Annotated in this window: 24 protein-coding genes and 3 pseudogenes; 11 read left to right on the top strand and 16 right to left on the bottom strand. The window is 59.8% G+C overall.

What is annotated here, in order from left to right; all coding sequences use genetic code 11:
* Window positions 1–33 precede the first annotated feature (33 nt).
* The 7 genes and pseudogenes from MOV61_RS00260 to MOV61_RS00230 form a co-directional block, all read left to right on the top strand.
* Window positions 34–1,008 (top strand): ABC transporter permease, encoded by a 975-nt coding sequence (locus MOV61_RS00260; RefSeq protein ID WP_040125273.1) that lies wholly within the window; start codon window positions 34–36, stop codon window positions 1,006–1,008.
* The gene (locus MOV61_RS00255; protein WP_247135085.1) at window positions 1,008–1,922 is read left to right on the top strand and encodes an ABC transporter permease; all 915 of its coding nucleotides are present in this window, start codon (window positions 1,008–1,010) and stop codon (window positions 1,920–1,922) included. The genes MOV61_RS00260 and MOV61_RS00255 overlap by 1 nt, the downstream gene beginning before the upstream one ends.
* Complete coding sequence (locus MOV61_RS00250; protein WP_247135194.1) at window positions 1,922–2,923, top strand: ABC transporter ATP-binding protein; 1,002 nt, start codon at window positions 1,922–1,924, stop codon at window positions 2,921–2,923. Before MOV61_RS00255 ends, MOV61_RS00250 begins: the two co-directional genes overlap by 1 nt.
* A gap of 8 nt (window positions 2,924–2,931) precedes the next feature.
* Window positions 2,932–3,948 carry an ABC transporter ATP-binding protein gene (locus MOV61_RS00245; RefSeq protein WP_247135084.1) on the top strand — a complete coding sequence of 339 codons (1,017 nt, stop codon included), beginning with the start codon at window positions 2,932–2,934 and terminating at the stop codon, window positions 3,946–3,948.
* Between the two features lie 2 nt (window positions 3,949–3,950).
* A complete protein-coding gene (locus MOV61_RS00240; RefSeq protein WP_247135083.1) occupies window positions 3,951–5,198 on the top strand; it encodes a M20/M25/M40 family metallo-hydrolase in 1,248 nt (415 codons plus the stop codon).
* Between the two features lie 16 nt (window positions 5,199–5,214).
* Window positions 5,215–6,675 carry a M20 family metallopeptidase gene (locus MOV61_RS00235; RefSeq protein ID WP_247135082.1) on the top strand — a complete coding sequence of 487 codons (1,461 nt, stop codon included), beginning with the start codon at window positions 5,215–5,217 and terminating at the stop codon, window positions 6,673–6,675.
* Window positions 6,676–7,379: 704 nt separating this feature from the next.
* Window positions 7,380–7,668: pseudogene (locus MOV61_RS00230) on the top strand (transposase); the annotation flags it as partial.
* On the opposite strand, the gene MOV61_RS00225 reads toward MOV61_RS00230, so the two are convergent.
* The 7 genes from MOV61_RS00225 to MOV61_RS00195 form a co-directional block, all read right to left on the bottom strand.
* Window positions 7,635–7,760, bottom strand: a complete 126-nt coding sequence (locus MOV61_RS00225) for a transposase (RefSeq protein ID WP_244447632.1) — start codon at window positions 7,758–7,760, stop codon at window positions 7,635–7,637. The pseudogene MOV61_RS00230 and the gene MOV61_RS00225 sit on opposite strands and share 34 nt — an antisense overlap.
* A gap of 85 nt (window positions 7,761–7,845) precedes the next feature.
* Window positions 7,846–8,487 carry a hypothetical protein gene (locus MOV61_RS00220; protein WP_247135081.1) on the bottom strand — a complete coding sequence of 214 codons (642 nt, stop codon included), beginning with the start codon at window positions 8,485–8,487 and terminating at the stop codon, window positions 7,846–7,848.
* Window positions 8,488–8,756: 269 nt separating this feature from the next.
* Window positions 8,757–9,941, bottom strand: a complete 1,185-nt coding sequence (locus tag MOV61_RS00215; protein WP_247135080.1) for a M20 aminoacylase family protein — start codon at window positions 9,939–9,941, stop codon at window positions 8,757–8,759.
* Window positions 9,942–10,010: 69 nt separating this feature from the next.
* Window positions 10,011–10,790: an amino acid ABC transporter ATP-binding protein gene (locus tag MOV61_RS00210; protein WP_247135079.1), complete on the bottom strand. Its 780-nt coding sequence runs from the start codon at window positions 10,788–10,790 to the stop codon at window positions 10,011–10,013.
* The gene (locus MOV61_RS00205) at window positions 10,787–11,713 is read right to left on the bottom strand and encodes an amino acid ABC transporter permease (protein WP_247135078.1); all 927 of its coding nucleotides are present in this window, start codon (window positions 11,711–11,713) and stop codon (window positions 10,787–10,789) included. Before MOV61_RS00205 ends, MOV61_RS00210 begins: the two co-directional genes overlap by 4 nt.
* Window positions 11,710–12,597, bottom strand: a complete 888-nt coding sequence (locus MOV61_RS00200; protein ID WP_040125861.1) for an ABC transporter substrate-binding protein — start codon at window positions 12,595–12,597, stop codon at window positions 11,710–11,712. Before MOV61_RS00200 ends, MOV61_RS00205 begins: the two co-directional genes overlap by 4 nt.
* Before the next feature lie 60 nt (window positions 12,598–12,657).
* Window positions 12,658–13,626, bottom strand: coding sequence for a nitrate ABC transporter substrate-binding protein (locus MOV61_RS00195; RefSeq protein ID WP_247035504.1), 969 nt, complete (start codon window positions 13,624–13,626; stop codon window positions 12,658–12,660).
* 103 nt (window positions 13,627–13,729) lie between these two features.
* On the opposite strand from MOV61_RS00195, the gene MOV61_RS00190 reads away from it, so the two are divergent.
* Window positions 13,730–15,055, top strand: a complete 1,326-nt coding sequence (locus tag MOV61_RS00190) for a PLP-dependent aminotransferase family protein (protein ID WP_247135077.1) — start codon at window positions 13,730–13,732, stop codon at window positions 15,053–15,055.
* 206 nt (window positions 15,056–15,261) lie between these two features.
* On the opposite strand, the gene MOV61_RS00185 is transcribed toward MOV61_RS00190, so the two are convergent.
* From MOV61_RS00185 to MOV61_RS00165, 5 genes are all read right to left on the bottom strand, one after another.
* Window positions 15,262–15,858 (bottom strand): hypothetical protein, encoded by a 597-nt coding sequence (locus MOV61_RS00185; protein WP_247135076.1) that lies wholly within the window; start codon window positions 15,856–15,858, stop codon window positions 15,262–15,264.
* Between the two features lie 347 nt (window positions 15,859–16,205).
* The gene (locus MOV61_RS00180) at window positions 16,206–16,616 is read right to left on the bottom strand and encodes a periplasmic heavy metal sensor (protein WP_247135075.1); all 411 of its coding nucleotides are present in this window, start codon (window positions 16,614–16,616) and stop codon (window positions 16,206–16,208) included.
* Window positions 16,613–17,032 carry a hypothetical protein gene (locus tag MOV61_RS00175; RefSeq protein ID WP_247135074.1) on the bottom strand — a complete coding sequence of 140 codons (420 nt, stop codon included), beginning with the start codon at window positions 17,030–17,032 and terminating at the stop codon, window positions 16,613–16,615. The genes MOV61_RS00180 and MOV61_RS00175 overlap by 4 nt, the downstream gene beginning before the upstream one ends.
* The gene (locus MOV61_RS00170) at window positions 17,029–17,571 is read right to left on the bottom strand and encodes an RNA polymerase sigma factor (RefSeq protein WP_247135073.1); all 543 of its coding nucleotides are present in this window, start codon (window positions 17,569–17,571) and stop codon (window positions 17,029–17,031) included. The genes MOV61_RS00175 and MOV61_RS00170 overlap by 4 nt, the downstream gene beginning before the upstream one ends.
* Before the next feature lie 63 nt (window positions 17,572–17,634).
* Window positions 17,635–18,018: a hypothetical protein gene (locus MOV61_RS00165; protein WP_247135072.1), complete on the bottom strand. Its 384-nt coding sequence runs from the start codon at window positions 18,016–18,018 to the stop codon at window positions 17,635–17,637.
* Window positions 18,019–18,224: 206 nt separating this feature from the next.
* Here MOV61_RS00165 and MOV61_RS30540 point away from each other — a divergent pair.
* The 3 genes and pseudogenes from MOV61_RS30540 to MOV61_RS00155 form a co-directional block, all read left to right on the top strand.
* Window positions 18,225–18,422 (top strand): annotated as a pseudogene (locus MOV61_RS30540) (cysteine rich repeat-containing protein); the annotation flags it as partial.
* A gap of 144 nt (window positions 18,423–18,566) precedes the next feature.
* A complete protein-coding gene (locus MOV61_RS00160; RefSeq protein ID WP_247135071.1) occupies window positions 18,567–19,274 on the top strand; it encodes an alpha/beta hydrolase in 708 nt (235 codons plus the stop codon).
* Window positions 19,275–19,310: 36 nt separating this feature from the next.
* Window positions 19,311–19,409, top strand: a pseudogene (locus tag MOV61_RS00155) (transposase); the annotation flags it as partial.
* Window positions 19,410–20,213: 804 nt separating this feature from the next.
* Here MOV61_RS00155 and MOV61_RS00150 read toward each other — a convergent pair.
* The 4 genes from MOV61_RS00150 to MOV61_RS00130 all read right to left on the bottom strand — a co-directional run bounded on the left by MOV61_RS00150 (window position 20,214) and on the right by MOV61_RS00130 (window position 23,810).
* Window positions 20,214–20,879, bottom strand: a complete 666-nt coding sequence (locus MOV61_RS00150) for a CBS domain-containing protein (protein WP_247135070.1) — start codon at window positions 20,877–20,879, stop codon at window positions 20,214–20,216.
* A gap of 377 nt (window positions 20,880–21,256) precedes the next feature.
* Window positions 21,257–22,573, bottom strand: a complete 1,317-nt coding sequence (locus MOV61_RS00140) for a HAMP domain-containing sensor histidine kinase (RefSeq protein WP_247135069.1) — start codon at window positions 22,571–22,573, stop codon at window positions 21,257–21,259.
* Window positions 22,570–23,247, bottom strand: coding sequence for a response regulator transcription factor (locus tag MOV61_RS00135; RefSeq protein ID WP_247135068.1), 678 nt, complete (start codon window positions 23,245–23,247; stop codon window positions 22,570–22,572). The genes MOV61_RS00140 and MOV61_RS00135 overlap by 4 nt, the downstream gene beginning before the upstream one ends.
* A complete protein-coding gene (locus MOV61_RS00130) occupies window positions 23,244–23,810 on the bottom strand; it encodes a cytochrome b/b6 domain-containing protein (protein WP_247135067.1) in 567 nt (188 codons plus the stop codon). Before MOV61_RS00130 ends, MOV61_RS00135 begins: the two co-directional genes overlap by 4 nt.
* Between the last annotated feature and the right edge of the window lie 2 nt (window positions 23,811–23,812).

Genomic DNA, 23,812 nt, shown 5'->3' with positions numbered 1-23,812 from the left:
GCAGGCCGGAACACGCGAAAGAAGGACAGGCGAGTGCCCGTTTTTATCATCAACCGACTGTTTCAGGCGCTCGGCGTGATCCTTGTCATGTCGGTCCTGGTCTTCGTCGGTCTTTACCTGATCGGTGATCCGACTTCGATGCTGGTCAGCCCCGAGGCAACGGAGATCGAACGGCAGGCGCTGCGCAAGGCGCTTGGTCTCGATCAATCGATATGGGTTCAATACCTGACGTTTCTTGGAAATGCCGCGCAGGGTGATTTCGGTCGCAGCTTTCTCACCGGTCAGCCGGCGCTGCAACTGATCATCGAGCGCATGCCCGCCACCGTCGAACTCGTGATCGTTGCCATGACATTTTCCGTCGTCGTCGGCGTTCCCCTGGGAATACTGGCCGGGTTGCGGCCGAAGGCGCCGTCCAGCAAGGCGATCATGACGGGCTCGATTCTCGGCTTCAGCCTGCCGAATTTCTGGATCGGCCTCATGCTGATCATGCTGTTTGCGGTCTATCTCGGTGTCCTGCCGGCCTCGGCACGTGGAGAAACCGTCAATGTCGGTCCGGTCGCACTCAGCATATTGACGATCGACGGCTGGCAGCATCTGGCGCTGCCGGCACTCACGCTTGGCCTGGCCAAGGCCGCGTTGATGATCCGCGTCACGCGAGCGGCCACCCGCGAAATCCTGCCGATGGATTACATCAAATTCGCCCGCGCCAAAGGTCTGCGCCCCTCCCGCATTCTCAACGTCCACCTGCTGAAGAACATCCTCATTCCGATCATCACTGTCGCAGGTTTGGAGTTCGGCCAGGCCATCGCGTTTGCGGTCGTCACCGAGAGCGTCTTCTCCTGGCCCGGAATGGGCAAGCTGCTGATCGATTCCATCATCACCCTCGATCGTCCCGTGGTCGTCGCCTACCTGATCATGATGGTGTTTTTCCTGGTGATCCTGAACCTCGTCGTCGACATTCTCTACATGGCGATCGATCCGAGTGCCCGCGAAAAGGTGCGCGACTGATGAGCACGCCAACCACCGTTTCACCCACGACAACCGTCGAGGAATCGCCCTTCTACCGCTTTGTGGTCCAGTTCAGGGAAAACAAACTGGCTGTGGCCGGACTGATCCTGATGATCCTGCTTGCCATTCCAGCCTTTGCGGCGCCGTGGATCGCGCCTCAAGACCCCTATGATATCGGTGCGCTTGATATTCTGGATTCGCAGATGTCGCCCGGCAGCGTCGCCGAGGTCAGCGGCATCACCTACTGGCTGGGTACGGACAGCCAGGCCCGTGACGTGCTCTCCGCCGTTCTCTACGGCATGCGGACGAGCCTGCTGGTTGCCTTCCTGTCCGTCACGGTTTCACTTCTGATCGGCTCGACGGTCGGCCTTTGCGCTGCCTATTTCGGCGGCTGGCTGGACGCCCTGTTGATGCGCATCGTCGATATCCAGCTTTCCTTTCCGGCGATCCTCGTGGCGCTGGTGATGCTTTCGGTCCTCGGCCAGGGGCTGGACAAGGTGATCATCGCGCTCATCATCGTGCAATGGGCTTATTTTGCCCGGACCGTGCGCGGCACCGCCCTTGTGGAGCGCAATCGCGAATACATTCTCGCGGCCCGCTGTCTTTCCCTCGGTTGGCGGCGCATCATCGCCCGGCACCTGTTGCCGAACTGTCTTCCGCCACTGATCGTCATCGCAACGATCGATCTTGCGAACGCCATTGCGCTGGAGGCGACCCTTTCCTTCCTCGGCGTCGGTGCTCCGGTCACGCAGCCGTCGCTCGGCATGCTGATTGCCAACGGTTTCGAATTCATGCTGTCCGGTCAGTATTGGATTTCGTTCTTTCCGGGTATCGCGCTCGCTCTCGCGATCGTCGGTATCAATCTCGTGGGCGATCACCTTCGCGACATTCTCAATCCGAGGAATGCCCTGTGATGGACGTTAGTGGCATGCAAGCAGCGCTGACGGCCAAACAGAAGCCGCTGCTCTCGATCAAGGGGCTGAAAACTCATTTCGCCACGAGGGCAGGCGTCGTGAAAGCGGTCGACGGGGTCGATATCGAACTCGGTCGCGGTGAAATCCTCGGGCTTGTCGGCGAGTCCGGTTCCGGCAAGTCGATCACCGGTTTCTCCATTCTGGGTCTGATCGATCCGCCCGGCCGTATCGTAGACGGGAGCATCGACTATGACGGCTCCGATCTGGTCTTGATGGACGAGGAGGCACGCCGGCAACTGCGCGGCAACGACATCGCGATGATCTTCCAGGATCCGTCGATGACGCTCAATCCGGTCCTGCGCATCGACACGCAGCTGATCGAAACGGTCCAGGCGCATGCGCAGGTCAGCACGGCCGAAGCCCGGCGGCGGGCCAGGGATGTGCTCGTGCAGGTCGGCATTCCATCTCCCGATGAACGCCTGAAAGCCTATCCGTACGAGCTTTCCGGAGGCATGCGGCAGCGTATCGCCATTGCCATAGCACTCATCAACAAGCCGAAGCTCATCATCGCCGACGAGCCGACGACGGCGCTCGACGTCTCGATCCAAGGGCAGATCCTCTATGAGGTGAAGCAGCTTTGCCGCAAGACCGGCACCGCGCTCATCTGGATCACCCACGACCTCGCTGTTGTTGCCGGTCTCGCCGACCGTATCTCAGTCATGTATGCCGGCCGCATCGTCGAGACGGGTGCTACTGCCGACGTGATCGGGAGGCCTTTGCACCCCTACACGCAAGGGCTGATCGATTCCGTCCCTTCGCATGCTACGCGTGGTCACCGACTTCACCAGATCAAGGGCATGACGCCGTCGCTGCTCAACCTGCCGCAGGGCTGCGCCTTTCGCGAGCGATGCGAGAAGGCGACACCTGAGTGCCTGTTGGCACCCGAACCGACCCTGTTGCCGGGCGGGAAATCGGTGCGCTGCTGGAACCCAGCCTTATGAGACAGGATATGACGACAGAAAAAGGCCAGCAGGAGCCAATGCTGGAATTGCGCTCACTCGCCAAGACGTTCACGAAGCCGGTCGGCGTGGCCGGGCACATCGCCAACCTCTTTGGCGCCGGTGTCAAGAGGATCGACGTGCGCGCCGTCGCAGGCATCGATCTTTCCGTCAGAAGGGGGGAGGTCGTCGGGATCGTCGGCGAATCCGGCTGCGGCAAGTCCACCGTGGCCCGGATGATCGCTGGCATCACCAGTATCAGCGCCGGCACCATCAGCTACAAAGGGGTTTCGTCCTCGGCGATGACGCCCGAGCAGCGTCGGGAATTTGCGCTCAGCGTCCAGATGATCTTTCAGGACCCGTTCGCCTCGCTTAATCCGCGCATGCGCGTGGTCGATATCATCGGTGAAGCACCAGTCGCCCACGGGTTGATCCGCAAGGCCGAGCAGCGGGCCTACGTTGTCGGCCTGATGGAGAAGGTCGGACTTTCCGGCGCCTATGCCAACCGTTACCCGCACCAGTTTTCCGGCGGGCAGCGGCAGCGCATCGGCATTGCCCGTGCTCTTGCGGTCAAGCCATCGTTGATTATCTGCGATGAGGCGGTCGCCGCGCTCGACGTATCGATCCAGGCGCAGGTGCTGAACCTCTTCATGGATCTGCGCGACGAGCTAGACCTGACCTATCTGTTCATTTCGCACAATCTGGGCGTCGTCGAACATATCTCCGACCGGGTGGTCATCATGTATCTCGGCCGCGTGGTGGAAATCGCGCCGACCGAGGCGCTGTTTTCCACGCCCAATCATCCCTATACGCGGCTGCTGCTGGAACAGTTGCCGGTGCTCGAAGCCGCCGAGCGCGACTACAAACCGATCCAGGGCGAGCTGCCGTCGCCGCTCGATCCTCCGTCGGGTTGTCCGTTCCATCCGCGCTGCCCGAGCGCTACGGATCGCTGCAGGCGAGATGTTCCCGAACTCAAAGCGATTGGCCCTGGACGCCTTTCGGCCTGTCATCTTAACCAAGCGGCCTGACCATGCAAACCTTTAAAACTACCTCGCTCGCCGGACACACTGCGATCCCGGCGCTCCTCGCCAGCGCGTCTTTCAGGGCTGCAACGAACTCTCTCTCACAGACGCATGAGCGTTTCATCAGCGAGCTCGTGACGCTCACCGAAATTCCGGCACCTCCCTTCAAGGAAGAGGTCCGCGGGCAGGCATACCGGGGCATGCTGGAAGCGGCCGGTCTGGAGGACGTCGCGATCGATTCCATCGGCAATGTCACGGGACTTCGCCGGGGCAAGGCTTTCGGAGGGCGCATGATCGCGGTTTCGGCTCATCTCGATACCGTGTTTCCCGAGGGGACGGATGTTACCGTCCGGCGCGAAGGCTTTCGTCTGTCCGCCCCGGGCGTCGGCGACAACACCCGTGGCCTCGCCACTATCCTGGCCTATCTCCGCGCACTCGATGCTGCCGGAATAGAGACTCGGGACGACATTCTCGTCTTGGCGAGTGTTGGCGAGGAAGGCGAGGGCGATCTGCGTGGCATGCGGCACTTCTTTGCCAACAGCAGCTATCGCAACCGTATTGCCGCTCTCATATGCCTCGATGGCCCGACGCCCGCCAATACCGTCGTTTCCGCAGGAACGGGATCGAAGCGCTACCGGGTGACGTTCCGGGGGCCAGGCGGCCATAGCTTTGCTGACCATGGCATCGTCAATCCGATGATTGCGGCCGCCCGCGCGGTTGTCGAACTGGGGCGTCTTTCCCTGCCGGATGATCCGAAGACGACGTGCAGTTCCACCGTGATCAAAGGCGGCAGTTCCGTCAATGCAATCCCCTCGGAAGTTTCGCTGATGGTGGATCTGCGTTCCAATTCGGCGTCGCAGCTGGCGGATCTTGATACCCACTTTCGCGACATCGTGCTGCAGTCGTGTCACGTCGAGAACGACAGCCGTTCGATCGACAAGGGCGCAATTGCAGTCGAGATCGTCTTGATTGGTGATCGGCCGGCCGGCGTCACCGCCGAGGGTGAGTTGACACAGTCCGCGGCCGCCGCCATCGCAGCGATTGGGCAGACGCCGGTGTTCAGCTCGTTTTCGACGGATGCCAATGTCGCCATGAGCCTCGGCGTTCCAGCCGTTACCTTTTCGTGGGGAGGGAAGGGTGGCGACGCCCATACGCTGAACGAGTGGACGGACGTGGATCCGGCGACGACCCTTCCGGAAATGTCTGTGGGACTGGCCGTGATGCTCGCCTGCGCAGGCGCCGATATTCTGAAGTGATCAAGGAATAACCGATATGCGGGACGACAAGGCTGAAGCGACATGGCGCAATGACGTTCTCGACGCCGACCATATTTCACGCTGTGCCGACGCCAAGGCTCAAGCCTTCATCGATCTCAGCGATCGCGTCTGGGGCGTGCCGGAGCTGCGTTTCGAGGAATTCCGCTCGGTCGAGGAGCATATTGCCGCCATGGAAGCCGAAGGCTTCCGCGTCACCCGCGGCATTGCGGGAATGAAGACTGCTTTCATGGCCGAGGCAAGCGAAGGTGACGTCACGATCGGGTTTCTGGGGGAGTTCGACGCTCTGGCCGGGCTTTCCCAGGAACCCGGCATTACGGAGCAGCGGGTTGCCGAGCCGGGCGCGAATGGCCACGGATGCCATCACAATCTCCTGGGTGCGGCTTCCCTTCTTGCCGCGGTCGCCCTGCGTGACGCCTTGGCCGAAAGTGGTGTGAAGGCACGGGTCCGGTATTATGGCTGCCCTGCCGAAGAGGGGGGATCGGGCAAGACATACATGGTGCGCGCAGGCGCATTTGATGATCTTGATGCCGCCTTCTGCTGGCACCCTTGCGTCTACAACGCCGTCATGTCCTCTTCAACTCTTGCCAATATCCAGGCCTATTTCCGCTTCAGCGGTCGTGCGGCGCATGCCGCGATGAGCCCGCAGGTCGGTCGCAGCGCTCTCGACGCGGTCGAGCTGATGAATGTCGGCATCAACTATATGCGCGAGCACATGCCCTCGGATGCCCGTGTGCATTATGCGATCACCCAGACCGGCGGCATTTCTCCCAATGTCGTGCAGGCTTCCGCAGAAGGCCTCTACCTGGTCCGTGCGCCAAGCCTCGGCGATGTCCGCAGCCTTTTCGAGCGCGTGCGCAAGATCGCCGAAGGTGCTGCGCTGATGACCGAGACGAAGGTCGAGATGGTCTTTGACCGCGCCACTTCGAATATCCTCCCGAACCGGGCTCTGGAGGAGGCGATGCATCAGCAGTTTACAACGCTGGGTGCCCCCGATTTCGATGAGGCGGACTTCGATTTCGCTGACAGGCTACGCGCCGCCGCATTGACGGATGACGACGTCCGGGCGAGCGCTGAAGCCTTTGGCGGGCCGGCCGACTATCCGAAATCCCTGCATGATGGGATTCTGCCACTGCCGGAACAGCCCGGCCTGCTCTTTGGTTCGACGGATGTGGGTGATGTCAGCTGGGTCGTACCCACTGCGCAGTGCCTGACGGCGACCGCGGCGATCGGCACGCCGTTCCATGCCTGGCAGACCGTGACCCAAGGCAAGCTGCCGGCCGCCCACAAGGCCATGGTTACGGCCGCCAAAGTGATGGCGGCAACCGGTGCCAGGGCGATCGCCGATCCGGAATTGCTGTCGCGCGCCAAGGAAGAATTGCACGGACGGCGTGGTGGGCTGGCGTATCAGACCCCGCTACCGGAAGGCAGTGAGCCGCCAACCGGAGCCGGGAGATAGTCAGTTCGAATAAAACGTGGCTCACCCGGGGGCTCGGCAGCTCGTCGATCTCAAGCCTTGCCGAGCGCAAGGCCATTCAGGCCGCCGACCGGCCGCGGCGACGAGTTCGCGCACGTTCACCGGGACTCCGGATCCCCACGAACGGCTGAGTGTCCGCGCTTCGGCGGCAGCCAGGAAGATGCGTTCGACCTCGTCATCCCTTCGCTGCCCGGCTATGGAACGTACCGTGCGTGGGGCTGTAGTTGATGTCGGGTTTTCCTTGCCAAGCTGCGAGGCTGGGAGTACGTCAATCTTGTAGTGGCCTTTGGTGCGCTTGGGCGAAGCGGGAGGTGTCAGCCGCAGCCTAAAATGGAGAAAGCAACGCTATGACTGTTGCCAGCGTGACGATGCTGAAAAGGGTGCTTGCTATGACCATCGATCCGGTTGCCGCGTAGTCAAGGCGATAATGCACGCTAAAGAGAATGCCGAAAAAAACTACGGCACAGCGGAGATCAGGATGGTAATCTTCGCCGTCTCGGGGGAGATCGACAACGCAAACATGACTGCCGCAGCCAAGATGGGTCGACCAATATCGGCAAGCCCCGTCGCGGCGGCCACCTTCCAAGGGTGATGTCAGGTTAACTGCAGCTGAAAGATATAGCGGCTATCTGGCTGTCATGAACCAGAACCCTGTCAGCTACTAACGGCATCGTTTTCCACCTGCTGTGATCGCCCATGTGGGTCTGGCTCTACTTCCGATTTCCGTTAAGCCTGCGCCTGGTGGAGGAAATGCTATTGGAGCGCGGCGTCATCGTTTCCTATGAGACAGTCCGTTGTTGGGCGAAGAAATTCGGCTCGAACTATGCCGGTCGCTTGCGTCGGAAGCCGCCAAGCCCGAGCGACATCTGGCATCTGGACGAGGTGGTTGTGACGATCGGTGGCCGGAAACACTGGCTCTGGCGCCTGGTTGATCAGGACGGCTACGTTCTCGACGAGATCGTCCAGACCCGCCGCACGCTCACATCGCCGATCTTCGAGATGCGGCTGCTATAGTCGGTCTCACCCGATTGATACTTCTTCGGCGTCAATCCGAAATGCGGCCCCACCGCTCGGGATGATCGGAAACGCTCGGGAGCGTCGACGGCCGACACGAATGTCAGTGCTACAGGACACCAACGCCGGGTGTCGTCATCAGCCGCCGTGCGTTATCGTCTTGACGGGCGATGGCACGCAGCTTGCGCTCAACCCTGCAAATTCGTCCGCGAGCGCATCGCGCACCTTCAACAGCGACGCGGCAATCGCCTCCAGTGTCGGATGACCTTCAATAAGCTCGCGGATCCGTGCCGCATAGGTGCGCCGCGTCGCCGGCCCGGCTTGAGGCCAAAGCCGCGCAGAATGCCCCGGATGCTCATCTCGATGTCGTGGAGCTTGCCCCGGATGAGCATGCGGGCGGTCAGCAGGGCACGCACCTCCTAGGCCGGAACAGATTTGCAGTGGACCGATCTGAACCAACCAAGCCGCATCAACTGCGCGATGCCCCGTGCATCCTTCTTGTCGGTCTTCACAGGTATCGTCTTGAAGGCCGCACGCACGTGTCGTGTCTCGATCAGTTCGACCGCCAGACCCCTTCGCCATCCCGGCATGGAGCCATTGCGACAAGGGACCGGCCTCCAGACCGATTCGTTCCATTGCCACGCCGTGATTGGCAAACCAGGCGATCAGCGCATCGGGCTCGCTCAGCACCTTTGCTTCACGCACGATGCGGCCATCCGCATCCACCACGCACACACTTGAATATTCCAACGGGACATCGATTCCGGCATGCTGTTTCATGGTCGCCTCTCCGTGATGTTATGCAGCAGGCCAATCCTGACTCCGCGACGCCATCATTGTGAGGGACCACCAAACCTTCAAACCCGGCTGGCTGGGCACCGCCCGTTACACCATCTATGGTTCCGGCGCGGTCGTCTTGTCATGATCTCTCCTGTTCCCGGCATCTAAGCCGAAGTCAGGCAGAAATTCCATTTATCCCCGCTGTGCAGATTTTCCCGAGCCAGTTTTGTTCGATTCTTTTCAAGCCGAAACTCTATTTTTAGACGGCCTCATACGTTGAGATAACGCTCGGCCAGGCGTGCCCACATCGCAGCGCCAGTGGTCAGGCTGCCATCGTTGAAGTCGTATTTTGATGAATGCAGGATCTGCGAATTTTTGCCGTTGCCAAGCCGCAGGAAGCTGCCGGGACGATGGTGAAGGAAATAGGCAAAGTCTTCGCTGCCGGGCAGAGGCGGGCAGGTCGAGACATGGTCGGTGCCAACCAGTTCCTCGGCGACCTCGCGTGCGAAGGCCGTCTCCTCCTCGGAATTTACTACAACGGGATAACCGTATTCGTATTCGATCTCGGCGGTGGCGCCGTGCCCTTCGGCAACGCTTGCCGTCAATTTGCGAATGCGCTCCTCGAGGAAAACGCGGATCGCGGGATCGAAGCAGCGCACGCTCATCGAAATCCTGGCATTATTAGGGATGACGTTCGATGCCTCTCCGGCATGAATGGTGCTTACCGTGACGACCGCCGTCTGGGTCGGATCGACATTGCGCGAGACGATCGATTGCAGCGTCATCACGAGATTGCAGGCGACAAGGACCGGATCGACGGTCAGGTGCGGACGCGAGGCATGTCCGCCCTTGCCGGTGACAGTGATCTTGACGGTGTCGCCGGCGGCCATCATTGGGCCGGCTCGGGTGAGCAGCGTGCCGGCCGGCATGCCGGGATGGTTGTGCAGGCCAAAAATAGCGTCGATCGGAAAGCGTTCGAACAGGCCGTCAGCGATCATCCGCTGCGCACCGCTGAATTGGCCTGCTTCCTCAGCAGGCTGGAAGATCAGCGTCACTGTGCCGTTGAAGCGCTTGGTGCGCGCCAAATATTCAGCGGCCCCGAGCAGAACCGTGGTGTGGCCGTCGTGACCGCACGCATGCATCTTGCCGGGCACGGTGCTGGCATAGGCGACGCCAGTCTCTTCTTCGATCGGCAACGCATCCATGTCGGCGCGGATACCGATGCTCCTTGTGCCGGTGCCATTCTTGAGCGTCGCCACAACCCCATGACCGCCGACATTGCGGGTTACCGTGTAACCCCAGCTTTCGAGTTTTTCGGCTACGTATCGGGCGGTTTCGGCCTCTTCGAAAGAGAGTTCCGGATGAGCATGGAGATGCTGGCGGGTCGCCTTCAGCTCGGCTTCCATAGAGTCGAAATCGGCGATGCGGGCGTAGAGATTGTCTTGGCTAGGCATGGAATATCCAGACTTTAAGATTTTGAACAAAAGACCCCGGCCTTTCGGCCGGGGCTAGTCGGGGAGGATTTACAGGAAGCGCGACAGAAAAGCCTGCGTGCGCGTATGCTGCGGGTTGCCGATCACGTCTCCCGGTTTTCCCTGTTCGACGACCACCCCTCCGTCCATGAACACCACCCGGTCGGCCGCTTCACGTGCAAAACTGATCTCGTGGGTGACGACGATCATGGTGAGGCCCTGCTTTGCCAGATCCCGCATGGTCGCCAGCACTTCGCCGACCAGTTCCGGATCGAGCGCCGAGGTTGGCTCATCGAACAGCATCAGCTTCGGCTTGATCGCCAGCGCGCGGGCAATTGCGACGCGTTGTTGCTGGCCGCCGGAAAGCTGCCGCGGGTAGGCATGTGCCTTCTCCGACAGACCGACGCGCTCCAAAAGGCCCTTGGCGTTCTCGATGGCATCCTTGCGGCTCTGACCGTGAACGCCGACCGGCGCCTCGATAATGTTCTGCAAGACCGTCATGTGCGGGTAGAGGTTGAACTGCTGGAACACCATGCCAATCTTTCGACGCTGCCTGGCAATGCCGTTGGGCGACAGTCTTTCCAGCCGGTCGTTCTTGACGCGGTAACCGATCTGCTCGCCATCCACCTCGATATATCCCTTCTGGATATCTTCGAGGTGATTGATACAGCGCAGGAAGGTGGATTTGCCCGAGCCGGACGGCCCCAGAACGGCCACGACTTCCCCCGGCATAATGTCGAGGTCGATGCCCTTCAACACTTCGAGCCGGTCGAAGGACTTGTGGACATTACGAGCCTGGACGAGGGGCTTGGTGATATCGACGATGGTCAATGGCTTGCCTCCTCTGTGACGGCTGCTAGCTTGGGCGTGGCGCCATTGCGGCGGTCGCTGCGACCATAATAGGCTTCGATATAGCCCTGACCGATATTCAGCACCGAGGTGATGAGCAGGTACCAGAGGACCGCGACCAGCAGCATCGGGATGATCTCAAAGGTGCGGTTATAGATCGATTGCACCGAATAAAGCAGATCGGCCATGGCGATGACGCTGACGATCGAGGTCGCCTTGATCATGCTGATCAGCTGGTTGCCGGTCGGCGGCACAATCGAACGCATCGCCTGCGGAATAATGATCCGCCGCAGGGCTCGCGCCTTGGTCATGCCGAAGGCTTCCGCCGTTTCGGTCTGGCCGCGGTCAACCGACAGAAGGCCGCCGCGGATGACTTCTGCCATATAGGCCGCTTCGTTGAGTGCGAGGCCGACGATCGCCGCGGTCATCGGTGTGATCACAGAATTGGTATCCCAACTGATGAGTGTCGGACCGAAGGGAAGTGAAATCGATATCGCCGGAAACAACGTCGACATGTTGTACCAGAAGATCAGCTGGACGAGCAGCGGCGTGCCGCGGAAGAACCAGATGAACAGCGAGGCGAACGAACTCGCCAGTTTGTCGTCTGACATGCGGGCAATAGCGATCACCAGGCCGAGCGCGACACCGAGGATCATGGCGATCACGGTGAGGCCAAGGCTGACGTAAAGACCGCTCAAAACCGTCGGATCGAAGAAATACTGGGCAACAACCGGCCAGCCGAAGTTTTCATTAGCGGCAACGATCCAGCCGAAGTCGATGACGACCAGCGCAATCACGATCCGGAGGGCAAGAGGGCCCGCCCGGAAAGGCGTGTGAGCCGTCGCCACATCGCGGAAGTCCGCGGCGCCCGAAGGCGCTGCGTTGTTGTTGTTGGTGGTGCTCATTTGGGAAGCTGCCCGCCAAGGTTGAGGCCAGGCTGCTTGATCATGTTGTTCTCGAGGCCCCATTTCTTCATGATCGCGGCATAGGTGCCATTGTCCATGAGCACCTTGATGGCATCGACGAACAGCGGGCCGAGCGGTGAGCCCTTCGGCACGACGGCGCCCTGGAAGATGTCTTCAAAGCCGTTCTTCTGGCCGACGCCGGTCAGTTCCAGCTGGCCGTTCGCCTGGGAGACGAAATAGGTCAGCGGCGCCTGTGAGGAGAAGAAGGCATCGGCGCGCTTGGAACGGACGGCCAGGATCGATGCCGGCTGGTCGGTATAGGACTGGACCTCCACCGGTTCCTTGCCGTCAGCCTTGCACTTGTCCGACTGTGCCTTGATCACCCGTTCGGCGGATCCGCCGGCCATGACCGAGATGCGCTGGCCGCAGGACGTGTCCAGCGAGCCAATGCCCTTGGGATTGCCCTTGAGAGTGGCGAAGACGACGAATTCCTGCACCCAATCGACGAAGTCGCTTGCTGCTTCGCGATCCTTGTAGTCGCCGATCGGGCCGAAGGCGAACTGGTAACGACCCGCGTTAACGCCGGCCAGCAGGGCCGGCAGACCACCGACAGTCGCATGCTCGATCTTGACGCCGAGAACCTGTCCGAGCGCATCGGTCAAGTCGGCACTGGCGCCTGTCATATCGGTGCCGGTGACGATTTCGTAGGGAGGGAACGAACCGTTGTTGACGGAGATCATCTTGCCAGCGGACTTGATGTCTTCCGGCAGGCGATCGTGGAGCGCCTTGTTGACGTCCAGTTTGATGGATGCGTCCTGCGCCCTGGCGACGCCCGCAAGTGCTACGCCGGCGAGGGCGAGAGCGATGAGTTTCTTATGCGACATGGTCATTCCCCTTGTTTTACAAAGCTACGTTTCTTGAGAGAGTAACGTTACAGCTGCCGGTCAGATCCGGCTGCCATCCGTATCGAATGCGAAAAGCTCTTCCGGCGCCATGTGGCGCTTCATGATGCCCTGCGCGTGCAGTTCACTGGCAAAATCGTCGATCATCTTGCGGTTGGCGGCAAATCCGCTGGCATCCCAGCCTTTGGGCAGCTCGCGCGAGGTTTTCAGGACCTCGTCGAACATCCATGGCGTGGTTTCGGCATATTTGCGACGCTTGGTGGTCCACATGCGCTGCGATTCGTCGATGAGCCGGCTCACTTCGGCAATTACCCACGGGTTCTCGGCAACGATGTCAGCCTTGATGCCGATCAGGTGCATGCCAGGAACGTATCCCACATCGTCGAAATACCGGCGCTCTTCTGCGCGGAAATCGGCCAGCACCTGACGGAACGGTGAGCCAGGCTCGAAATAGCCATCGGGCATGAAGGGCGTAAAGATCGCATCCAGCCCACCTTCGCGCAAAAGGTCTACCATCGGGCGTTCGCCGGGGCAGGCTTCGATCAGGCCGGGCTGGCCAAAGCCGTCGAGGCGATCGGTGACTGGGTGTGCCTCTGTCAGGCGGCCAGCATACCACATCGCATCCTTGACCCCGACGCCTTCGCGGCGGATAGCCGCACGCGTCCACGTGTTGCCGCTGTCGCGCCATCCGGTGACGCCGATGCGTTTGCCGGCCAGCTGGCCGAGCGTTGTCAGATCGCTGTCGCGAGTGGTCATGATGCAGCGATGGCGGAAGCCGCGCATGATGAAGTTGGGAATGCCAACGACGCTGTCATCGCCGTCGTGGCGAAGCTGGGTATAGCGGCTGAACGAAATCTCGGCAGCCTCGTGGTCGGGGCTCTTGCCGAGATGGGACACAAGCGTTCCGATCCGGTCCACCCGTAAGTCGAGCTTGTCGGAAGCGACATCGCCGAGGATCAGCGGGGTCATGTAGTCCCAGTCACGCAGTGCAATTCGAAGGCCCAGTGTCATTCTACATACTCATGTCAGAAAGTGCTTATGAAGGGAGATTAAAATGTTCACATCGTAGTGATCAAATGTTATTACGTTATTGAACATTTAATTTGGTGAGCAAATGAGCGACACCTACGATTCGATCTGGTTTGCCGAAAAATTAAGCGATCGAACAATTCGCGGAATCGCGTTGGAAACCAGTGCCTTGATCAGGGCAGGGGCGCTTCCCGTAGGCGCCAAGCTGCCTCCGATCCGTGATCTCGCTTTTTCGCTCGGTGTCAGCCCGGCGACGATTTCGGAAGCCTGGAGCGAACTCAGACGGCAAAAGATCATTTCAGGAAGGGGCCGAAACGGCACCTGGGTCAGTGGTGACCGCTTCATCGCAAAGCCAGAGCGCCTTGCGAGTTCCGGCCACTACGGTGCAGATGTGCTCGACCTGACGATGGCCGTTCCGGACCCAAGGCTGCTGCCGACTTTGGAGAAGGCGCTGGCATACGGGGCTTCCGCAGAGAACCTCAACAGCTATGAGCGCAGCCGTATCCTGCCGGAGCTGGAGGCCGAAGTACGCAAGACATGGCCCTATGACCCGGAAGCGATGCTTGCGACCAACGGCGGTTATAATGCAGTGTATACCGCCATTCATGCGCTGGTGACGCCCGGCGCGCCTGTCGCCATCGAAGAACCGACGGCGATGCGGCTCCTCGATATTCTTGAGCATCAGGGTGCACGTATACTACCTGTGAAATGTGACGAGTACGGCCCGCTGGCATCATCGCTCCAGGATACGATGCGCTACAAACCGGTCGTTTTCCTGTTTCAGCCGCGGCTGCATTCAGTGACCGGCCGGACAGTGACGCCGCAACGTTTGGGCGAACTGACTGAAGTACTACGTGACAGCGACACCCTCATAATTGAGGATGATGGCATGTCCGATATTTCGGGGGTTGAGCGTCATTCGCTTGGCACGCAGTTTCCCGATAGGGTCATTCACATTACCTCGTTTTCCAAGACGCTCGGCCCCGATCTCCGTTTGGCCGTATTGTCAGGCACAGCAGCAATCGTTGAACAGATCCAGTCTTATCGTAGTTTTAGTGCCGCCTGGACCAGCCGCGTTCTTCAAGCCGCCGGCGCATGGTTGTTGCGCCAACCGGAAACTTGGGAAGGCATCGCATCTGCCCGGGCTATCTATAAAAAACGACGCGATATGCTCGCTAGCGCTCTGCGCGTGCGCGGCCTAACCATCGAAGATGGAGACGGGTTATCTTTGTGGGTGCCGGTGGTCTCTGAGCCCTTTGCAATGGTTACGCTCGCTGCCCGGAACATTGCGGTCAACTCGGGAAGCAAATTCTGCATTGCTCACAGCAACAACATTAGGGTGGCAACGTCGATGTTGGATGAGCGCTCCGAGGATGTAGCTGACGCGATTGCACTCGCCCACATTATGTAGCTGCACACGCTACGCGTTGACAGCTCTGGTGCATGCGGTGCCACAATGTTCCATTGCCGCCCCGAACGCGGTGTTTGTTGATGACGTAGGTACGCGCGGTCGTCACAACGTTCCAATGCGCCTTTGCGCGGATATCGTGGTTTTGGCACCTAAAAGGTCTTCCACAATTCATGTGGTTCGCTGGCCGGTAGCAGTAACGCAGCTTTCTAAGGTCGCTCCGGGTTGTATCTGGTGGCCGTCAGCCGCTCAGACACAGCACAGGACTTGGAGTCGCGATACCCTGCGTCGCGCAGCGCGGCCCTTATAGGCCCATCTCCATAGCGGACATTCTTTCCTTTTGGATAAATCGCCCAGACCGGAAGGTCCGGACATTTTGCCTGCGCCGCCTGAGCCGCCGCCAGATCATCGGGCCCGTCGATGCGGGCGACTATCATCGCGGCCTTAGTGACATCGTCCGTAAACACGCCTTCCAGGGCGTCAGCGAGCGCCCCATCGTCGCAAGGGCCGATCAGAAATGCCCTTGCGTCCCTCTTCAGCCCCAGTTTAGCGCGCAGGCTCGGCGGCGGAGTGGCAATCGCGTTCCTCCATTTCTCTGCTCCGATGGCGCCCATATGCAGGGAAACAGATTCGCCATTGCAGGTGAAGCAAAGCGCCGACCCATCCACGTGGACATTCACAAGCCGGTCGCGCGGGAACCGTCGGCGGATGTCGCCACGCAAGATCAGTTCTGTGCTTTCGAGCAGAGCGAGGACATCACCTACCTCGCCGCCTATCTCCACACGTGTGATTGCCTCGCGTCCCATGTCATCTCATTCTATCGTGCGGCAGTCTTGGAATACGGTCACCGGAGACAAATCCGACGATGTGGCCAGATCACCAGCAACTTCGAAAAGACTGATGACGCGGAAAGTTGGCTATTGATATCTGGCTGACCCAGATGCAAAGCCGTCCTCCATCGTTCCGCAATTTTGGTCGAGGAAACGGACAATGTCATTCCTCCAGATGTCCACGCCTCGATAGGGAAATGCGTGGCCATCGCGTGCGGAATCTCCGAATGGGGGATATATCTTGATCTCCGCCGGACGCCCAACCGCCCTCCGATGAAACCAACATCGTCGATTCCGCGCGAAGCCATTTGCGTTCCATGTGCTTATCCGGTTGTTTTTCGGTCGTCTTTTGCGGGAGGTTCTGCGTTCCTGAGCGCCATCATGAGATAGTCCTGCAATATCGATTGAAGTCCCGCGGTTTTGGTTCGGACCCGGGCCATCGCGGCGCGCATGGCCACCTCATCGACCGGATGCTGCCTGGCAAGAGCCTCCTGGGCGTCACGCGCCGTCCTCAGTTCAGCCAATGCCGCGCGCACGGTTGATCTGTTTTCTCGCAAAACCTCGCGGAATGCACGCTGCACCTCGGGAGAATAGCGCGCTGCGAGAGCCATGGAAAGAACATTGGGGCCGGATTGCCATCGATGCGCGAGGTAGCCGATCGTGAAGAAGTTGCCGGCAAGCGACATGGCGAGCAGCACGAAAACAGCGGTTCGTAACATGCCGGAACGTGTCATAGGCTGCTCTCCGGACGATCGAATTCATCGCCAAACAGGAATGTCGTCGGCGCGCCGGCCGCAACCGCGAACAAGGACGCTTCGACGGAACGTCCCTCTACCCTGGCGAACTGGTATCCACCCATCAGCGCCGCTCCTGTCAGTATGAGCGCAGCAGTGGCCACCAGGCGGGGCGATGCAAAAGCCGACCACAGCCATTTCGATCTCGGGTTCCGGTGCCCGCCGAGCCCGTCGAGCACCTTCCGGGCCAGAAGGTTGTCATCGACTTTATCGATGGCAGCTTCGCGGACCAGGCTGTCGACCGGGTTCTCATCCAGGCGGTTCTCCGCCAACCGGCGGTATGGCGCCGGCCAGGTCGATACGTCGTCGCCGAAACGGCGTTTGAGTTTCTTGAATTCCTCGTCAGTCATTGTCATAGCCTTACTCCGCTGCCTGCCTTTGCCATATGCTCCCGCAACGCGCGTCGCGCGCGGACCAGAAGCTGTTCGACCGAGCCGCCGGTCGTTCCCATCACCTGTGCGATTTCCGCAACGTCGAGATCGGCGACCGCGCGCAGGAGCAGCGCCATGCGCTGGCGCCGCGGCAAGTCGAGTATGCCCTTGCGGGCCAGGTTCAGCTCCGACCGTCCGGAGACTCTCACCTCGGCGTCGGGCTCGTCTAAGCTCGGGTCGGCGGGCATCGCATCCAGTCCGACGAAGCGCAGCAGCGCGTTTCGTCGTCCAACATCGATACAGCGGTTCGCGGCGATCCTGTACAGCCATGTCGTGACCTGTGCCCTGTCCGGATCGAAATGGGCCGCCTTGCGCCATACGGTCCAGAATACTTCCTGGACGACATCCTCGGCATCCTCACGCGAGCTGCCCAGGTAGCGCCGGGCAAAGGCCGTCAGGCCCTTGCCGTGGCGCTCGACGAGTTGTGCAAGTGCGTGCTGACGCCCCGCCGCGATCGCCAGCATGAGCGATCGATCGATATCGGCGGCGGCTTTGTCGCCTGTTCGCTTAGCGCCCTCCAAGTTTGACTAGCGTACGGTACGGCGTAGCGTCAGAAGCCGACTACCCTCCGGGCCGGTGATGCTGCTTGCCGTACGGACACGCCAGGGTCCGACCGCGGTCGCCCGCTTGCCCGTCACGGTGGTTCCTTTCGGTCCGGTTGCCGAGTAGCTCCGGGCGCAGCGGTCGACGATGCCTGAAGCACATTGGCCGCTCGATGTGTATGTCGCGCCATTGGCGCCCGTGCGGGTTGTGGTTCCCGAATATCGACCGTCCTCACCGCTGACGGTGCGGGTGATTTGCCCGCCGCGGGCCGTCGAGCGTGTCCATTCCTCGGCATTGCCAGGACCAGCGATCGCCAGCAGTGGGGCTGTGACAATCAGCATGATTGCAAGTCGTGATACATATTTCATCTTGAATCGTCCTTGGTTTCATCAGGGTAGCCGAGCGAAGCATATCGTTGCTATACGCCCAGCTATGCTGCTCATACGAACGAAGCGGCACGCTCCTACGCTGAGCACTGATTGATGGCTCGCTCCGTGGCTTTTCTTCGTCACCGCGTAGGAGGGCAGCTTGCCATACGTATAAATCGGAAAGGTCATTGTCGGCGGAGCAGGGTATGCGAAATTTAACATGGGCTATGATTGTTTTTTCTGTTGGAGCCCTTTTCGGCTTTGCTGGTCCTGAAGCGCAATCTCAGGAACTGGGTAGGGGAGAACGCCGGGCACTGGTGCAGGCCTGCCGCGCAGACGTTGCGAGAGTGTGCCCTGGGGCCAGGCCCGGCGGAGGCGCCATCGCCCAATGCCTTCGCCAAAACGTGACGCAATTATCTGACGGCTGCCGGTCGGCCATCGCCGTAGCAGCGCAGGATTCAGGGCAGCCTGCGGGTGCGCAAGCCGCGCTTCCTGCGCAAACCAGGGTCTACCGTGATATCGCCTATGGAAGTCATTCGAAGCAGCGGATGGACATCTACGTGCCGGACGGTGCCGCAAACGCTCCCGTCATCTTCATGGTGCACGGCGGAGCATGGGCCATCGGTTCCAAATCGACTTCCCGCGTTGTCGACAACAAAGTCGCCTACTGGCTTCCGAAAGGCTTCATCTTCGTCTCGGTCGACAACCGCCTGCTGCCGGAAGCTGATCCGCTCGTGCAGGCACAGGATGTGGTCAAGGCTCTTGCCACGGCCCAGGAAAAAGTGCGGAGCCTCGGCGGCGATCCCCGCCGCTTCGTTCTGATGGGGCATTCGGCCGGCGCGCATCTGGTGATGTTGCTTTCCGCCGATCCCAATATGGCAACGCGTGTCGGTGCGCAACTATGGCGCGGTACGGTCGCGTTAGACAGCGCGGCCTACGACGTGACGGGAATCATGAAGGGTTCGCATCCGCGGCTGTACGACAGGGCATTCGGCAACGATCCGGCTTTCTGGCTGCGCGCATCCCCGAGCGCCCAACTCCGGCCCGCAGCGCGACCGATGCTGCTTGTATGTTCGTCAACACGTCGCACATCCTGTGCTCAGGCAGAAGGCTTTGAAGCCAGGGCCGGAACGGTCGGAGTTCGCACCGGAGTTTTGCCGGTGGCCAAAAGCCATTCCGCGATTAACGAGGATCTCGGCAAACCAGGGAGCTACACCCAGACAGTCGATCGGTTCATCCAGGGGTTGGTCCAATAGGCAGTCACCGTCGTCGCGGAGGGCCTGCAAGGTCGCGAGCGCCGCTGGGTCGTCGAACGGACGTTTGCGTGGCTGGGCCGATGCCGCAGGCTGGCCAAGGATTTCGAGAAATCCATCGCTTCAGCAGAAGCCTGAATAACCATCGCTCACATCCGCATGCTTATCAGACGAGCCCGACGAATATGCGCTTGCAAGTGGCCAACGACTTGCTGACCCTCCCGTCCAACGTCCCGAGGGAATCCATGAGGGAGAATTCCTGTCAGGAGGATCCGGAAACGACGCCCTCACGGGGGAGCGGGCGCCGACACCTTCATCTTCAGCATCGCTAGTGACCAGGACACGATTACCGATTTCGGTACCGGGAATGCTTGCACAGCTCGCCGGCGACAGCGACGAGTATGCAGGCGACCGACAGGATAGGGCCAAGCCAACGGAACGACATTCTCTCTAGATCAAAGAGGAACCGATCAAATCGACTACGCCGCATTGCCGACCTCGTTTCTCGGATCCAGGCGAGACGTGCTGAACCGCGCGCCCGCGTCGATGTCTTTTAAGATGATGATACTCGCTCGGTTGCCGGAATTCTCGTCCGTCTGATTTCCCCGGTCTCATCGGAGTGCCTCCGAGGGAGCATGTTCAGCGGCGATTTACCTGATGCGGCTCGGACGACGAGCATTGGCGAGCAGTTCCTGCTTGGTTGCACGAGACCCGAACAGGATTCTCAGGTCCCGGATCGCACTGGCGTCGAGGGCGTAGCGCATTCCAAATTCATCGATATCGATAAACACCCCTGCTGGTAGGCTCGCAACTGCGAGGACCTGATCTCCAGATCGGTACCGGTGTCGCGCAGGTCGGTGAAAGCGAACCGTTTGGATTTGCAGGTGATGAGCGTCAATACGCACAGTAATGCCTCCGCCCGGCCCAAATCGATGTCCAGTGTCATACGCTTGAGGTTGCATTCTCATGATCCCGGAAACTCACCCCGGCGATACCGGCCACACTCTCGGCCACCACCCGTATCGCACGCTTTTGCGCAGCAGACGGAACAGGAGCGAGAATTTCGACAATCGAATCTTTGACGTCCATTTTAAGCCGACCAGCTTCAAGGCCAAGTTCTGCTCGCAGTCGGGTCGCAACAGCCAGGCGCAGCGCATCATCCCCTTTCGCCACGACATCGCGGTCCGTTTTTATCGCTCGCAGGATATCGCGCCGGCTGATGATCCCGACGAGCTTGCCCGATTGAATCACCGGCAAACGTTTGATGTTGTGGCTTCGCGCGAGAACAGCGGCGTCGGCAAGCGGCTGTTCTGGCGATATGCAAATGAGCTCTCTTGTCATGCAATCGCCTACGGTCGTTCCATGTGTCCGAACATAATTTTCAAAGAAGGCACCGTCAGAACCTTCCGGGAGAGGCTCCGAGCCGACATTAAACGCACTCCGGCTCAATAGGTCGCCTTCGGTGAGCATGCCGACAACACGATCGTCATCGCCGACCACCGGAAGCCCGCTGACGTGGTGGTCGAGCATCAACTGAATGGCGTGGTTGATACTCGTGTCCGGCGACACGCGGATCGGTGTCAGCGTCATGAAATCCTGCACAAGCATTATGCTTTCCCTTTTTCGGAACTTGACCCAGTCTCGCAGGGTGGGCCGCCGATGCCTTGATTCAACTCAACCTAAATGATCCTCAGGATGGGAATTCTGAAACACCCGGCGAGCGGCGGCTTTGGGCTGTTGTTTATCTGTAGAGCGGGGGCATGTGAGAGCTCACCACGGTGGAGCGGAGAATTGGGCAACTATCGCTTCGCGATTGAGACTTGCAGCTTTATTCAGTCGATCTGGTTGCCGACCTGACCAACACGCTCACGGCCATCGTCAACGGTGAGGAGCAGGGCCGGATCGACGAATTACTTCCATGGATTAGCTCGGCATCCGGCAGCCAGGCCCTCACATTAAATGCCAGTCCCGCGAAGCTCACTGTTTCATCGGAAGTCCAACTCGAAGATGTGTCCGGAATTCGACCGTGATTTGGAGAACGTCGCTTGATGTATTTCTACTATGCGTTCGATTATCTTCAGTCCGATACCAAGGCTATCACTGGACCCCGATACCGTTTCGTTACGCGGCAGGATTTCGGGGGACCGATCCTCGACCGCAATGATGCCGTTGCCCACACGGACGATGACTGCTGTGCGATCAACTGTGTGCCTGACTGCGTTCTCGATCAAATTCCGAAGCGCGTCTCTTAGAAGCGAAGGCGCGCCCCTGAGCATGCTGCTTTCCACTTGGCTGAAGAACCCTAGCGAATGATTGTTTTCGTAAACCCAAGGAGTGAGCTGCGCTACCACGGACGACGATAGCTCCACGAGGTCGACCTCCTCGAACATGCCGTGATCGACGCTTTCAAGCCGAGCGAGCGCGGTTATCTGAGCGACGAAGTTCACCAGGTCCTCAAGGTCGGCTTCGGCCCTCCTCGCGCGGGGATGATCGATCTGGGCGAGTTCCAGCTGCAAGGCTGCAAGCGGTGTTCGGATTTCGTGGGCGATCCCGGATGTCAGGACCTTCTGCGACCTCATCAACGCGCCGACCCGCTCGAAGGCGCGATTGACGGCGGCCGCAAGATGGGCGACCTCCCGCGGCATTTGATCGAAGTTCAAATGCGATCGCGAATCCATTGGATCAACCTGGTCAGCAGCGTCTGCGGCAGCTCGGACTGGCCGCAGTGCCTGACGGACGGACAGCAAGGTTCCACCAAGCACGAGAACCAGGAGGATGCTCATGGGCACGATCAGGTGTCCAATTATCTCATTCCAGAGGACGTCGGACATGACGTCAGCGGGATCACCGATCGTCGCAATATCGACGAGGAAACGCTGGGTGCCAATAACGAATGCTTGACCGCCGACGAGCGACAAAGGCTTTCCCGGTGCCAAAGACCTCAACCAGAAGTCTGGCGGGTTCACATCCTTAGGAAGGAAGCGATCCTCACAGGCAGCGTCGCATGATTGGAACACCAGCGTACCGTCCGCCGCACGAATGCGGGCAACGTAACCGGTTTCATCTTTTCGGTAACGCTGCTGTACAGTGTCGGGAAGGCGGTAACGGACGCTAGCACCTTCCACTGCGATCCCGGCCGCCAATCGCTCTGTTTCCTGCTCAACGAACAATCGCGACAGCTCGCCAACATTCCAGTAGTAATCCGAGAAGACGAGGGCGAGTTGCAGGAGCATGGCGAAGATCGCGAAGAATGTGATCCGGCGAGCGAGAATGGCTCCGAGCGTCGGGGGCGACTGGCTCAATCACGCACCTCGCGCATCATATAGCCTACACCTCTGATCGTCTCGATTGACGAGTGGGTATTGTGGCTCTCGAGTTTCTTCCGAAGACGGGATATTGCCAACTCAACGGCATTACTGCTTCTCTCGTCGCCAAATTCGGAGAACGCATGCTCGATCTTTGCTTTGGCGACAACCTTTCCACCGTTGCGCATCAGCAATTCGAGCAAGCCCTTTTCCGACGGGGCAAGAGCGACTTCATTGCCCGCGCAGATCACCTGACGCGACGCTACATCGAGTTTCAGCGCGGCGTATTCCAGCACTGGCATAGAGGTGACGGGTGATCGCCGGATAAGTGCGCGTATCCGGGCCGTCAGTTCGCCATTGTGGAACGGCTTGGCCAGATAGTCGTCAGCGCCCGCATCAAGTCCGGCTATCCGCTCGTCGATCGCAGCTCTTGCAGTCAGAACGAGCACTGGCGTCTGACTGCCAGCCTCCCGGAGCGATTTGAGGACGTCGATGCCATCCTCGTCAGGAAGACCAAGGTCCAGGAGAAGCAGGTCGTACTCCCCCTCTCGAAGGGCTATACGTCCATCCTGTGCAGTCGCGAACGCGTCTATCTTCCAGCCCTCATTCCGGATGGCCTCGCAAACAAGCCCACGAAGCCGGGCGCTGTCCTCGATGAGCAGAATTCTCATGCCTTCTTTCGACCTGTAATCATCGACCAGACGAGATTCTCTCGATATCTCCAGCTTTCCACGATAGCAGCGCCAGCATGGATAAAGACGAGGATCATAATGCTGTTGGCAATCGTTCCGTGCAATCGCTCAAGCCATTTTTCGCCCCAAAAGGCATCCAATGTCGTCATCCATCCGGTCACGGCCGTTGCCGCAAGAAGAGCGATGAGCAAGAACATCATGATCGAAGCGAGCGGATTGTGTCCAAGGTATCGCTTTTCCTGGCTCTCGATGATGCCGCCAATTTGCTCCTTCAGCCTCCGCGGCGTCGGGAAGAAATCGTCGAATCGCGCATGCTTTGTACCAACGAAGCCCCAAAAAAGTCGAATTATGATCGCCCCTGCGACCACGTATCCCGTGACGCGATGCCAGTATTTCCCTTCCTCCAGGATAAAGAAGTTGAGCGCGCAAGCTGCGACAATGGTCCAATGAAAAATTCGGACGATCGGGTCCCAGACTTTGACGCTCCTTGGCGCGGCGTCGGAGGGCGATAAGCCCTCCTTCCTCGGTGAGATCGCCGTCATCG

It is taken from the genome of Neorhizobium sp. BETTINA12A, assembly GCF_023006485.1.
Lineage (GTDB): Bacteria > Pseudomonadota > Alphaproteobacteria > Rhizobiales > Rhizobiaceae > Neorhizobium.
This window is presented reverse-complemented; position numbering and strand designations above follow the sequence as displayed.